This window comes from Pseudomonas putida (assembly GCF_028682395.1).
Lineage (GTDB): Bacteria > Pseudomonadota > Gammaproteobacteria > Pseudomonadales > Pseudomonadaceae > Aquipseudomonas > Aquipseudomonas putida_AB.
The window spans coordinates 63,071-75,330 of sequence record NZ_JANHLC010000007.1; the positions used below are offsets into that span (position 1 = coordinate 63,071).

Annotated in this window: 11 protein-coding genes and 2 pseudogenes; 4 read left to right on the forward strand and 9 right to left on the reverse strand. The window is 63.8% G+C overall.

Features of this window, described 5'->3' with window-relative positions:
* Positions 1 to 28: 28 nt before the first annotated feature.
* Entirely contained in the window at positions 29 to 646 is a 618-nt protein-coding gene (locus NPS46_RS17150) for a LysE family translocator (protein WP_274109157.1), read from the reverse strand.
* Between the two features lie 225 nt (positions 647 to 871).
* Here NPS46_RS17150 and NPS46_RS17155 point away from each other — a divergent pair, with 225 nt between their 5' ends.
* A complete protein-coding gene (locus NPS46_RS17155) occupies positions 872 to 1,324 on the forward strand; it encodes an Lrp/AsnC family transcriptional regulator (protein WP_274109158.1) in 453 nt (150 codons plus the stop codon).
* A gap of 7 nt (positions 1,325 to 1,331) precedes the next feature.
* On the opposite strand, the gene NPS46_RS17160 is transcribed toward NPS46_RS17155, so the two are convergent.
* From NPS46_RS17160 to NPS46_RS17175, 4 genes are all read right to left on the reverse strand, one after another.
* Entirely contained in the window at positions 1,332 to 2,051 is a 720-nt protein-coding gene (locus NPS46_RS17160) for an SDR family NAD(P)-dependent oxidoreductase (RefSeq protein ID WP_274109159.1), read from the reverse strand.
* 189 nt (positions 2,052 to 2,240) lie between these two features.
* Positions 2,241 to 4,655: a TonB-dependent siderophore receptor gene (locus NPS46_RS17165; protein WP_274109160.1), complete on the reverse strand. Its 2,415-nt coding sequence runs from the start codon at positions 4,653 to 4,655 to the stop codon at positions 2,241 to 2,243.
* Positions 4,656 to 4,729: 74 nt separating this feature from the next.
* Entirely contained in the window at positions 4,730 to 5,680 is a 951-nt protein-coding gene (locus NPS46_RS17170; protein WP_274109161.1) for a FecR family protein, read from the reverse strand.
* The gene (locus NPS46_RS17175; RefSeq protein WP_274109163.1) at positions 5,677 to 6,192 is read right to left on the reverse strand and encodes a sigma-70 family RNA polymerase sigma factor; all 516 of its coding nucleotides are present in this window, start codon (positions 6,190 to 6,192) and stop codon (positions 5,677 to 5,679) included. Before NPS46_RS17175 ends, NPS46_RS17170 begins: the two co-directional genes overlap by 4 nt.
* A gap of 236 nt (positions 6,193 to 6,428) precedes the next feature.
* Here NPS46_RS17175 and NPS46_RS17180 point away from each other — a divergent pair, with 236 nt between their 5' ends.
* A complete protein-coding gene (locus tag NPS46_RS17180) occupies positions 6,429 to 6,818 on the forward strand; it encodes a cytochrome c family protein (protein WP_274109165.1) in 390 nt (129 codons plus the stop codon).
* 94 nt (positions 6,819 to 6,912) lie between these two features.
* Here the strand turns inward: NPS46_RS17180 and NPS46_RS17185 are convergent.
* Both NPS46_RS17185 and NPS46_RS17190 read right to left on the reverse strand, forming a co-directional pair.
* Positions 6,913 to 7,316, reverse strand: a pseudogene (locus NPS46_RS17185) (LLM class flavin-dependent oxidoreductase); the annotation flags it as partial.
* 23 nt (positions 7,317 to 7,339) lie between these two features.
* Positions 7,340 to 7,969, reverse strand: coding sequence for a glutathione S-transferase family protein (locus NPS46_RS17190; protein WP_337994238.1), 630 nt, complete (start codon positions 7,967 to 7,969; stop codon positions 7,340 to 7,342).
* 187 nt (positions 7,970 to 8,156) lie between these two features.
* Between NPS46_RS17190 and NPS46_RS17195 the strand changes: the two genes are divergently transcribed.
* On the forward strand, positions 8,157 to 9,044 hold the full coding sequence (locus NPS46_RS17195; protein WP_274109169.1) for a LysR substrate-binding domain-containing protein: 888 nt from the start codon (positions 8,157 to 8,159) through the stop codon (positions 9,042 to 9,044).
* Positions 9,045 to 9,108: 64 nt separating this feature from the next.
* Here NPS46_RS17195 and NPS46_RS17200 read toward each other — a convergent pair whose 3' ends face one another.
* Positions 9,109 to 10,446: an MFS transporter gene (locus tag NPS46_RS17200; RefSeq protein WP_274109171.1), complete on the reverse strand. Its 1,338-nt coding sequence runs from the start codon at positions 10,444 to 10,446 to the stop codon at positions 9,109 to 9,111.
* A 365-nt stretch (positions 10,447 to 10,811) separates the two neighbouring features.
* Here NPS46_RS17200 and NPS46_RS17210 point away from each other — a divergent pair.
* Positions 10,812 to 10,922, forward strand: a pseudogene (locus tag NPS46_RS17210) (cupin domain-containing protein); the annotation flags it as partial.
* Between the two features lie 74 nt (positions 10,923 to 10,996).
* Here NPS46_RS17210 and NPS46_RS17215 read toward each other — a convergent pair.
* Positions 10,997 to 12,241 (reverse strand): saccharopine dehydrogenase family protein, encoded by a 1,245-nt coding sequence (locus NPS46_RS17215; protein WP_274109173.1) that lies wholly within the window; start codon positions 12,239 to 12,241, stop codon positions 10,997 to 10,999.
* Between the last annotated feature and the right edge of the window lie 19 nt (positions 12,242 to 12,260).

Here is a 12,260-nt window from a genome sequence, read left to right on the forward strand (position 1 = left end):
TGAGCCCGGCGTCCCGGGCGGGAATGGTTCAGGCCGCTAGCTGGCCGATCAGCAGCAGGGTCGCTATCAGGATCATGATCGCGCCGGACAGCCGGCTGACCGCTCGGGCAGCGGCCGGACGGGCGCCCAGCACGGCCTGCGAGCCAAACCCGACCAGCAGGTAGATCAGCGCGCAACTGACGGCGTGCACCAACCCCAGTGCAATGATCTGTAGCGGGACGGGCCAGGGCGCCGTAGCGTCGGTGAACTGCGGCAGCAGTGCGAGGAACAGCAGGAACACTTTCGGGTTCAGGGCGCTGATGCACAGGCCCTTGAGCGCCCAGCGCGTGCCGCTCAGTGCCGGGCGGGTGTCGTCGGCATGGGGAACGGCGGGGTGCAGCAGCAGGTTGATGCCCAGCCAGAGCAGATAGCCTGCACCGGCCACGGTCAACATCGACAGCGCCATGGGGTTACTGGCCATCAACGCGCCAATACCGCCGGCCACGATCACGGTCGCCAGCAGATGGCCCAGCAATAGCCCGCTGACCGCTGGCACCACGACCTTGCCGCGCAGCCCCGCCGAGATGGCATAGGCCCAGTCGGCCCCCGGGGTGATCACAAAGAGAAACGACACCGCCCAGAAGGCGGCCAGCACGCTGAGGGTCATGGCGCGCGTCCTTCTGTCCGTGCAGCGTCGTGGGCCCGTGCGGTGATCTCGGGGGCTATGGGTAGGCGGTGTGCTGGCATCGCGTCTTCCTGCATATCGAAGCCCGCCCTGCTGAAGTCAAAGGGGCGTGGCAGTGGATTGATGGAAGGAAGAATAGGGAAATGTTGCTAGAATTTGCTTCCAATGATTGCCTTTAAGGCTCAATAGAGAGGGAGAATCTTCCAAATGGACAGGATTGACCGGAAGATTCTTTCCGAGCTGCAAAAAGACGGTCGACTCTCGGTCACTGAGTTGGCGGAGCGCGTGGGCTTGAGCCTGTCGCCTTGTCATCGACGGGTGCGGGCCCTGGAAGAGTCCGGGGTGTTGCTGGGATATCGGGCGCAACTGGACCCCTGTGCCCTGGGGCTGAATTTCAGTGCGATGGTGTTTGTCACCCTGCGCGAAGGCGACCGGCGCGCCGTCGAGGCTTTCGAGGCGGCATTGATCGAGATTCCCCAGATCGTCGACGCCCAGCGCCTGTTCGGCGAGCCGGATTACCTGCTGCAAGTGATCACTGAAGACCTGCCAGCGTTCCAGCGCCTGTATGACGAGCGCCTGTCGACGTTGCCCAATGCCCAGCGGCTGATCTCGACCCTGGTGATGAAACGCGTGATCGAGAATCGCTTGCTGCCGCTGTAGCCCGGGATCAGAAGCGCTCGTCGAGCATCGCCGGCAGGGTGATATCCCTGACGTAGCTCGCGGCCGACAGACTCAAGGCCATGCGCACCACCTGCACCACATCGTGCAGGGGGATCAACTGGCCTTCGCCCCGTTGCTCGGCCTGCTCGCGGGGTGTGCTGAGCGGATCGTCGGTATTCAGATACCCGAGGTTCAGGCAGGTCACGCCCAGACGCTGCTCCCGGTAGCCTTCGCGCAGGGCGTCGGCAATGCCGCGCAGGGCGAATTTCGAGGCGCCGAAGGAAACCTCCGGGCGGCCGCTCTGGGGCAGGCCCGAGGTGGAGCCGGTGAGGATAATCCGGGGCCGGGCGCTCTTGAGCAGCACTGGCAGCAGGCGTTTGATCAACACAATGGGCGCGGTGATATTGCAGTTGACGATGGCCTCGACCTGATCGTCGCGGTCCTGCATAAACGCATATTGCGGATCGAAGGCCCGTTCCTCCCAGATCCCCAGGTTGTAGATCAGCGTGTCCAATCCGTCTTCGCTCACCGCCTGTTCGAGCAGCCGGGCAGCCTGGGCTGGCTGGCCCAGATCGGCCTCCACCCACTGCACTCGGGCGCCCTGGCGGTTTTGCAGGTGGTCGGGACGGTTGCGCGAGACCCCGATCAGTTGATCGCCCGGCTCGCCAAGCCCTTCGACCAGGGCACGGCCCAGTCCTTTACTTGCCCCTACCACCATGATGTTCATCAATTGTCTCCTTGCGCCATAGGCTGAACAGGCTGGGCATGCCATCAGGCTGGCGAGGCGACTTCAATCCAGGTATTGCTTCAAGATATTTCCATGTGCGGGAGCTGATAGCACAACGGCCATCTTCCGGGAGACAGCCGTTGTGGTCGCAGGCGGCAGCGGCCGTCCGGGATTGCGTGGTGCGGTGGGTTAGAAATCCCAGCGTGTGGTGAGCATCACATTGCGCGGCTCGCCGTAATAGGACGTGTTGTAGAAGCCGATGTTGGTGTAGTAACGCTTGTCCAAGGCATTGTTTAGGTTGAGCGTGGCCGAAAGCTGCTCGGTGACCTGGTAGCGCGCCATCAGGTCAACCAGCCAGTAGGCCTCTTGGGAGAACTCCTCTTTACGGTTCTTGAACCGGTTGTTCAACACCTGCCAGCCACGGCTCTGCCAACGTGCGCCGCCGCCCACAGTCAGGTCGTCCAGGGCGCCCCTGAGTTTGTAGGTGGTGTAGACGCTGAGTTGGTCTTCGGGTTCCCAGGTCGAGATCTTGGCGTCATTGTGATCACGGATGACCTTGTGGGTGTAACCGGCCTGGGCTTGCCAGCCGGGAGCCAGTTCGCCGGACATTTCCGCTTCCCAGCCCTTGGTGCGGGCGGCGGTGCCGATCGTGGCATAGCCCACCGATGGATTGGTCGGATTGGCGTTGTACTCGGCATCCGGCTCGTTGCGGTTGTTCTCGCGCACTTCGAAATAAGCCAGGCTGGTGTTCAGGCGACCGCCGAAGAACTCGCCCTTGAGCCCCACTTCGTAGTTTTCGCCCTCATTGGGCTCCAGCAGTTTGTTGTTGCGATCGCGGTTGTAGGCCTGCGGCATAAAGATGCTGGTGTAGCTGGCGTAGGCGGTGAAATGGTCGTCCAGATCGTAGGTGACGCCAGCATAGGGCACGAGCCGTCCGGTTTCCGTGGAGTGATCGTCGCCGGTCAGGTAGTAGTTGGCGACACGGGTACCGAGCAGCAGGTTCAGGTCGTCCGTCAGGTTGAAACGGCTGGCGATATAGCCGGCGGTTTGCCGGGTGGTCTGGTCATTACGGGTGAAGTTGCGCCAGTCAGGCTCGGGGATATTGCCGTCGAAGTCCCAGAAATCGACCACCTTGTTGTTGCCGTTGGGAAACAGCGGGTCGCCATAGTCCTTGCCTTTCCAGTGGGAATTGGAGGCCGAGGCGCCGATCACCACTTCATGCTCGCGGCCCAGCAGGCTGAAGGGCCCGCTCACGTAGACGTCGGCGGAATCGGCGCGGGTGTTGCCGGTGAATTTGTTGGCGTAGATCGTCGACAGGCCGGTGACCGTGAAGGGGCCGAGCTGGATCGAGCCCAGTGGCGCGTCGTAGCCGCTGATCTGGTGGGTCAACTGGGCCTTGGCCACCCAGCCATTGGCAAAGCTGTGTTCCAGGCTGGAAAACACGCTGCGGGTGTACTGCTCCCAGCGGCTCCACTTGGCGCCGTTGTTGTACGAGCGCTTGACGTCGATGCGATCACCGTTACGGTCGAACAGTGGGCGGCTGCCCGACCAGCCCGAGCCGCGCGGGTCGTTGTTCTGCCAGTCGACGCCAACGGTCAGCAGGGTGTCGTCGCTCAGGTCCGCTTCCAGGGTGGCAAAATAGACGCTGGTCTTGCGCTCATAGCGATCCATGAACGAGTGCTTGTCCTGGTACGCCACCACGGCGCGGCCGCGCAGGTTGCCACTGTCGGTCAGGGGGCCGCTGACATCGATCTGGGAGCGGTAGTTGTCCCAACTGCCGGCCCCCAGCTCAATGCTGGCCTTGAAGTCGCGGGTCGGTTTTTTGCGGATCAGGTTAAGCGTGGCCCCCGGGGCGCCGGCGCCGGTCAGCAGGCCGGTGGCGCCCTTGAGGATTTCCACGCGGTCGTAGATCGCCATGTCGGTCAGGGTTTGCCCGGACGAATAGGCCGAGTTGCGCAGGCTGGGGATGCCGTCGTACTGGAAGTTCTCGATGGAGAACCCCCGGGCGTAATAGTTGGTGCGCTCGCTGTCATAGGTCGACACGGTGATGCCCGGGGAATGGCGCATCACGTCGTCGATGGAGTTGAGCCCGAAGTCGTCCATATGCTGGCGCGTGACGACGGTGATCGACTGGGGCGTTTCCCTGGGCGAGAGCACCAGGCGGGTGGCGGTCGCGATGGTGCCCGGGGTATAGGAACCACTGCCCTCGGTAATAGTGCCCAACTGGTTACTGGTGATCTGCGTCGCCTGCAGGGCGAGCGCGCCGCCCGACGCGCTGCTGTCTTCCAACTGGTAGCCGTCGGCACTGGGCCTGGCCGTCAGACCGGTGCCATCCAGGACCTGGGCAAACCCTTCGGCAATGCTGTAGGTGCCGTGAACGCCGGGGCTGGTCAGGCCACTGACCTGGCTCGACTGGAAGGAAATCGGCGTGCCGGCGGCCTGGGCGAAGCGACTCAGCACATCATTGAGCGGCCCGGCGGCGATATCGAATGACTGGGCCTGCTGTTGCGCGTAGGACAAGGCCGGCAGCGCCAGCGGCAGGCAGCCCAGCAACAGGCGGCTGGCCAGCAGCAGACCGCTGCGGTTGGACGGTTTTGAACGCATTTTTCGGTGCTCCTTTGGATGTTGGCCAAGGGAAGGACGCGGTAAAACGGCAAACACGAAAATGCGGATGACAATTATTCCATTTGTTTTTTCAGCGTCACTCGCGTCAGCCATGGCGAGTAGCGGCTGACTTCGATCGGCAGCGTGCGCTCCAGCAGCCGCAGGGCGCTGTCGCTGTCGTCGGCCGGCAGCATCACGGTGACGCGCAGGTCCTGTAGCGCCTTGCGGTCGAACAGCAGCATCCCCGGGCGATGGCGCGCCAGGCGTTCGAGGACCTCGGCCAGCGGTTTGTCGCTGGCCAACAACTGATGGGTATTCCAGGCCTGCTCCAGCGCTGCGCTGTCGATGCGCTCCACTGCGCCCGGGCCCTGGCCGTCGAAACGCAGGCGCTGGCCTGGAGCGAGGATCACGGTTTGCCCGGCACTGTCGATGCGGGTGGAGGACTCGAGCATGGTGACCACCGTGGCATCGGCGCCGAGCTCGACGATAAAGCGCGTGCCCAGGGCCCGGATACTGCCGTGCGGGGTGTCGACATAGAACGGACGCTGGGCGTCCTTGGCCACGTTGACCAGGATCTCGCCCTGCAAAAGCTGCACGCGACGTTGCCCGGCATCGAAATGCAGGTCCACGGCGGAGCGACCTTCGAGCTGCAGATCACTGCCATCGAGTAGCGGCTCGCGGTGCCACTGACCATTGGCGGTGCTCAGGTCGGCGAACAGATAGCCCTGCTGCCCATACTGGTAGGCCGGCACCCCAGCCAGGCCGAGCAAGACCGCGAGTGCGAGGCCCTTGAGGGCTTTCGCGCCCGGACGCGGCTGGCGTCCATGGCGCAGTGCGGCGCGGGTCGGTGCCTGGTCGAGTGGCGCAAGGTGGCCTTGCAGGCGAGCCATGGCCTGGGGATGGCGCGGGTCGGCGGCCATCCAGGTACGAAATGCCTGCTTGCTGTGCTCGTCAGGTTGGTGATCCAGGCGGACCAGCCATTGGGCCGCTTCGCGCAGCAGGGCGGGTGAGAGTGTCTGGCTCATGCCTGGGCGCACGCGTCGCAGGCCAGCACGGCGTCGACCAGGTCGTGTTGCACGGTTCGCACCGTGACCCCCAGGCGCGCGGCGATCTGCGCCTGATCCAGACCTTCGAGGTAGCGCAGGACAAAGGTCTGGCGTATGCGTGGCTTCATCTGGCTCAAGGCGCGATCGATGGCCTCGATAACCTGCAGGGCCTGGAGAATCTGCTCCGGCGAGGGCGCCTGTTCAAGGTAGGCGGCGCAGCGTTCGAGCTCTTCGCGATAGGCCTGTTCCAGGCGCCGGCGTCGGGTGCCGTCCATCAACAGGCGGCGCGCGATGGTGGCCAGATAAGCCTGGGGTTCGCTGGGGGCCACATAGGTGCCGGCGGCCAGCAGGCGAATAAAGGTGTCCTGCGCCACATCCGCTGCCTGGTGCGAGCACTGCACGCGCCGCCGCAGACAGCTCAGCAGCCAGCCATGGTAGCCGCGATAGAGCGCGTCGAGCGTCGGGGCCTCGGCGGGCAGAGTGGGTTTCATGAGAAAATTTCGTAAGTGGGAATCGCTCTTATTCTAGAGGCTTCCTATCAGGCCCGGCAATGGGCCTGATCAAGGAAGTGAAGTTACGGCGCAAGCGGGGGCTTGCGCGCCCTGTCGGGTTGAGGCTGGGCCGGCGGTTTAACGCTTGAACAAGGCGCCGGCTGCCCTTTATCGTGCACGCCTTGCGCGCCCCGACCCGGTAGCGCGAAACCCGTCAATGTGTACTGGAAGCCATGATGAAGCGCGCGGTTGTCGTCAGTCTTGCCCTGATCCTGAATGTTGCAGCCTTGAGCCGGCCGGCACTGGCCGCGGGCGATGTCGAGGCGGGTGGCAAGCTGTTTACCCGGCTTTGCGGTGGTTGCCATCAGGTGGGCGAGTCGGCCCGTGCGGCCTTTGGGCCGCAGCTCAACGCGATTGTCGGGCGCCCGGCCGGGAGCACGGCGGACTACCAGTACTCGGATGCCATGAAGCGCTCGGGCGTGGTCTGGACCCGGGATCAACTGGTCGCCTACCTGGACGACCCCAAGGCCGTGGTGCCGGGGACCCGGATGATTTTCTGGGGGCTCAGTGATGCAGAGAAGGTCGATAATCTGCTGGCCTACCTGCAAACGTTCTCGGCGCCGTGATGCCGCTTATCGCTGCCGATGAGGCGCCTTCGATCAGGACGGTGCTCGAAGGCTTGCGGGAGCGATTCGGGCTTGGGGTCTAGCGGGTCGGTGTCACCAGCCGGCCACCGGACAGCCGGTCTAGGGTGGTTGCGGCCTTGGCCAGGTCGATGGGGTGGCGCAGGGTGAAAATCGCGTTGCCGGTGGCCAGGGCACTATCACGGGTCTGGGCGGCGAGGAAGACCAGGTAGGTAAAGGGATCGAACACCTGCCCGGCATCGCCGAAGCCGGGGTCGAACAGTGGATGTCGCGTTCCCACACGGCGGCAAAGCGGTATCGGTCGATGTCGCGGACCATGCGTGCCTGGCCGGCCAGTACCTGCAGGTCGCCCTGGTAGGCGCGCAGGGGGAGGAAGATGCCCAGGGTCAAGGCATCGCGGGCGAACATCCGACAATAACCCGGGTGCTGGGCAAAGGCCGGCGCCGAGGCGCCGCTCGATGGGGAGGTAGAAAAGGTCATGGGGGATCGCTCTCGTAGACGCTTCAGGCGCCGGTGGCCGGGGCTGGCAGACAAATGCCGCGTTGTACGGCGGGGCGCGCGGCCACGCGTTCGTGCCAGGCGTGCAAGTGGGGGTAGGTGAGGGTGTCGAAGCCGACGATTCGGGCGATATGGCTCCAGCCAAACTGGGCGATATCGGCAATGGAGTATTCCTCGCCGGCCAGGTAGGGCCGCGTGGCCAAATGGGCATCCAGGGTGCTGAAGGCCGCGTGGTTCAGCCGTCGAAAATGCTCGATGGCCTCGGGCTGCGCGGTTTTGGCAAACAGCTCGAAATGCACCCGCTGGCCCAGCAGCGGGCCAACGCTCGCGGCGTGGAACATCAGCCATTGAATGGCTTGCCAGCGTGCCTGGGGCGCGGAGGGCAGCAGCCGGTCCGCCTGCTCGGCGAGGTACAGCAAAATGGCGGCCGACTCGAACAGCGTGATGCCTTGGCTGTCATCCACCAGCACCGGAATACGGCCATGGGGATTGAGGCGCAGAAACCCCGGTTGACGGTGCTCGCCGTCGTCGATCCGCACAGGGTGCAGTCGATACGGCAGCCCGAGTTCTTCCAGGGCAATGCTGATCTTGAAGCCGTTGGGTGAACTGTCGCTATAGAGGTGAATCATCGGCAGGTTGCCTCGTCATGACGGGCAGGCCGAAAGGCAGGTCGAGCGTGGGCCAAAAGATCGAACGGCATGGGAGTCTCTATATAGTTTTTCTAAAGCAATTGAAGGTGCCTTGGGCTGCGTTATGATCCGCATTGAACCGGATTCGTGGAAACGATCCTTTCTGCTGGTTGGCTTTAGGAAAACTAAATCAATGTTCCCTGCGCTTTCGTTGCAGGCCCTGCGGGCGTTTGTCGAAGTGGGCCAGCGTGGCAGCATCAAGGCCGCTGCCCAGGCCCTGCATGTCACGAGTGGCGCGGTCAGCCAGCAGATACGCTTGCTGGAGGAGCGGATCGGCCTGGCGCTCTTTGAGCGTGACCCGCGAGGGCTGCGCCTGACCGAGGCAGGCCTTAGGGTCCACCCGATGCTGCTGCAGGCCTTCGAGCAGATTGAACGGGCCACCCGGACGCTGGCCGAAATCAGTCGCGGGCCGACCCTGACCGTCAGCACCGTGGCGACGTTTGCCGCGTCCTGGCTGGTGCCGCGCCTGGGCCGGTTCAATCAGCGCTACCCGGAGATCGAAGTGCGGGTCGAGGCCACCTCGGCACTCACCGATATGCGTCGCGATCGCGTCGATATTGCCTTGCGCCATGGCTTGGGGGTCTACCCCGGGCTGGAAGTCACACGGCTGATGGCGCCAGTTCTGGTGCCGGTGGCCCGCCCGGGGCTGATCGCCGCTGACGCCCTTGATACACCCCAGGATTGCCTGGACTACGCCTTGCTGCATGACAGCGATCGCGCTGACTGGGCGCTCTGGCTGGCGGCCCATGGGGTTGATGAAGATTCGCGGGCGGCGCGGGGTACGGCATTCGAGGATGATTACCTGCTGATGCGCGCGGCGCAGGCCGGCCAGGGGTTGGCGCTGGTGCCGCACGAATATGCCAGAGAGGAAATCGCTTCGGGACGCCTGGTCCAGGTGCTGGATAAGCCCTGGCCGGCGCGTTTTGCCTATTACGTGGTCACGCGCGCCGGAGCGCGGCAGCGGCCCGAGGTCCGGGCCTTTGTCCAGTGGATACTGGAAGAGGCCGGGAGCGAGCCCTAGACCTCGGCCCTGTCGGTGCGAGCTCTGGCGCCACACCAATCGCCAACGCTCGCGAGTGTCAAGGTCAGTGGGCCGCCACGGCTTCCAGGCCTTCGGCATCCTTACGCGGGCGAATGATCATCAGCCCGGCGGCGGCAATCGCCAGTGGAGCGACCAAGGCCAGGTAATACCCGGCAGGACCGCCTTGTTCAAGAAACCAGCCGCCGCTGGCCGAGCCGATAATCGCGCCCACCCGGCCCAGGGCAATCGCCCAGCCGGTGGCGGTGGCGCGCAGGGCCGTGGGATAGGCCTGGGCCACCATATAGTTGAGCACGATCTGCTGGCCACCAATCCCCAGGCCGGCCAGGCCCGCCAGGATAAACACCAGCGTCCAGTTCTGGCCGCTGTTGGCCAGCCCCAGGCACAGGACGATGCCAAACACGAACAGCGCCAGCAGCAGGAGGCGGGTGTTGATTTTCGGCAATATGATCGACAGCGGAATCGCGCAGAGCACAAACACCGTATTCACCGCCACGGTGCCCATGGGCGCTTGCTCCACGGGCAGCCCACTGGCCTTGAGCACGGTCGGCAGCCACGACAGGAACATAAACCACGCGACCCAGTTGAACAGGTAGACGGTCCAGATTCCCAGGGTATTGCGGGCCAGGCCGGCGCTGAACAGCGAGCTGACGCGGGTTCTCAGCGCTTGTTCCGGCACGCTGAAGTGGCTGCCGGATATCACTGGCTGCTGAGTGATCCGCGCGACGATCTGTTCGATCTGGCGCCTGCCGTTGTCGGTGTTCCGGCGCGCCAGAACGTGCAGCGACTCCGGCAGGCTGGTCAGTAGTACGACCAGCAGGAGCAGCGGCACGATACCGCCGACGGCAAAGATGCCTTGCCAGCCAATCACCGGGAGCATCTTGGCGGCCAGCAGACCACCCAGGATGGCGCCGGCGGGCAGCCCCAGCAGCACGGTGGTCATGATGGTCCCGCGATGGCGAGCCGAGCCGTACTCGGCGGCCAGGGACAGCACGACCGGGGTCGCGCCGCCCATGCCGAGCCCGGCGATAAAGCGCAGGACCAGGATCTGTTCAGTGGTCTGGGCAAAGGCGGTCGCCAGCGATGCCAGGCCAAACAAGGCCACCGAGCCGATAATGGTCGGTCGCCGGCCGAACTTGTCGCCCAGCAGGCCCAGGCCCATGGCGCCGATCACCATGCCGACGATCCCTGCGGTCAGGATCGGCGCCAGGGCGCCGGCGCCGAGCCCGAAGGCCTGGGTAATGGACGGGCCGGTAAAGGCTATGGCCTGGGTATCGAAGCCATCGAGAATGGCCACCAGAAAACACAGCACGAACACCCGCCACTGAAAGGCGCTCAGGCGCGTTCGATCGAGCAGTTCGGGGATGGAGATTGAAGGAGGCATGGCAGCTCCGCGCAGCAAGGCATTTTTATAGTTGAAAGGCGCAGGCTAGGTAGGTCGGGGGGCTGCGTCTAATATCATTTGGGTGCCACGCCATACCCCTGGGGTATGGTACTTTTTCATCCCTTGATCGATAGCCGCGAGTCGCTCGAATCTGCATCGATTGCAAGGAGGATCCCTGGACCGGTCTTTGAAACCCCCAGGCTGATCGCGCGGTCGCCTGTACCGCGCCAGCGCCGCGTTTGTGCAGGCCATGGATTGCCCGCTCGAAGTGCTGGAGGAAGAAGACGCATCTACGGCCTGGCCCAGGCCCTCAAGGCGCTGGCAGGTAAGGCTCGCGGGCGCCAGGCATTCGAATACCCGGCGGCAAACCCTATGCCGAACACGAGGTCAAATTGATGCTGGTCGAGCCGTGTGGCGTGCTCAATACCGGCCAGGAAGGTGGCGAGCGTACGGCGCAGAATGATCGGTGGATCTAGAGCGCGCCAGGTGCAGCGCGAAGGGCGTAACAGGCAGAGAGCGCCCCTAGCGGCGCTCTCTGTTTGACGGCGTATCAGCCGAGGGCATCCCAGGGACGGTCGCCCTGTTCGTCCTTGATTCGGGTCGGCAGACCCATGGCATCCAGCGCCTTGAGGAACGGCGCGGCAGGCAACTCTTCGACGTTGGCCATGTGCTGCACATCCCAGACGCCACGGGCGACCAGCAGGGCCGCTGCGACCGGTGGCACGCCGGCGGTATAGGAAATACCCTGGCTGTCGGTCTCGGCATAGGCCTCTTCGTGGTCAGCCACGTTATAGATAAAGACCTCGCGCGGCTGGCCATCCTTGGTGCCCTTGACCAGATCGCCGATGCAGGTCTTGCCGGTGTAACCCGGTGCCAGCGAGGCTGGATCGGGCAGCACGGCCTTGACCACCTTGAGCGGTACGACTTCCAGGCCCTCGGCGGTGCGCACCGGTTTCTCGGAGAGCAGGCCGAGGTTCTTCAGCACGGTGAACACATTGATGTAGTGCTCGCCGAAGCTCATCCAGAAACGCACGTTGGGCACGTCAAGGTTCTTGGACAGCGAGTGCACTTCATCGTGGCCGGTCAGGTACAGGTTCTGTTCGCCCACGACCGGCAGGTCGTCGGTGCGCTTGACCTCGAACATGGTGTTGCTGGTCCACTGGCTGTTCTGCCAGCTCCACACCTGTCCGGTGAATTCGCGGAAATTGATTTCCGGATCGAAATTGGTGGCGAAATATTTGCCGTGGGAACCGGCATTGACGTCGAGAATATCGATCGAATCAATGCGGTCGAAATACTGTTGCTGCGCCAGGGCGGCATACGCGTTGACCACGCCCGGATCGAAGCCCACGCCCAGAATGGCGGTGATGTTCTTGGCCTGGCATTCCTCGAGGTGATTCCACTCGTAGTTGCCATACCAGGGCGGCGTTTCGCAGACCTTGCCCGGTTCTTCGTGAATGGCGGTGTCCAGGTAGGCCACGCCGGTATCGATGCAGGCACGCAGCACCGACATATTGAGGAAAGCGGAACCGACGTTGATCACGATCTGTGATTCGGTTTCGCGGATCAGCGTCTTGGTCGCCTCGATGTCCAGGGCGTTCAGTGCGAAGGCCTGGATGTCGGCGGGTTGCTTGAGGCTACCCTTGGCTTTGACGCTGTCGATGATGGCCTGGCATTTGGAGATGTTACGCGACGCGATGGCAATACGACCGAGTTCGTCGTTGTGCTGCGCGCACTTGTGGGCCACCACCTTGGCAACACCTCCTGCACCAATGATAAGGACGTTTTTCTTCAATTTCTTTATCTCTCCTTTG

What these genes read in the sequence shown, in the direction of transcription:
- NPS46_RS17200 (WP_274109171.1), bottom strand. Translation starts at nt 10,446, where the DNA reads ATGCCTCCTTCAATCTCCATCCCCGAACTGCTCGATCGAACGCGCCTG.
- NPS46_RS17165 (WP_274109160.1), bottom strand. Translation starts at nt 4,655, where the DNA reads ATGCGTTCAAAACCGTCCAACCGCAGCGGTCTGCTGCTGGCCAGCCGC.
- NPS46_RS17195 (WP_274109169.1), top strand. Translation starts at nt 8,157, where the DNA reads ATGTTCCCTGCGCTTTCGTTGCAGGCCCTGCGGGCGTTTGTCGAAGTG.
- NPS46_RS17170 (WP_274109161.1), bottom strand. Translation starts at nt 5,680, where the DNA reads ATGAGCCAGACACTCTCACCCGCCCTGCTGCGCGAAGCGGCCCAATGG.
- NPS46_RS17150 (WP_274109157.1), bottom strand. Translation starts at nt 646, where the DNA reads ATGACCCTCAGCGTGCTGGCCGCCTTCTGGGCGGTGTCGTTTCTCTTT.
- NPS46_RS17175 (WP_274109163.1), bottom strand. Translation starts at nt 6,192, where the DNA reads ATGAAACCCACTCTGCCCGCCGAGGCCCCGACGCTCGACGCGCTCTAT.
- NPS46_RS17155 (WP_274109158.1), top strand. Translation starts at nt 872, where the DNA reads ATGGACAGGATTGACCGGAAGATTCTTTCCGAGCTGCAAAAAGACGGT.
- NPS46_RS17180 (WP_274109165.1), top strand. Translation starts at nt 6,429, where the DNA reads ATGAAGCGCGCGGTTGTCGTCAGTCTTGCCCTGATCCTGAATGTTGCA.
- NPS46_RS17160 (WP_274109159.1), bottom strand. Translation starts at nt 2,051, where the DNA reads ATGAACATCATGGTGGTAGGGGCAAGTAAAGGACTGGGCCGTGCCCTG.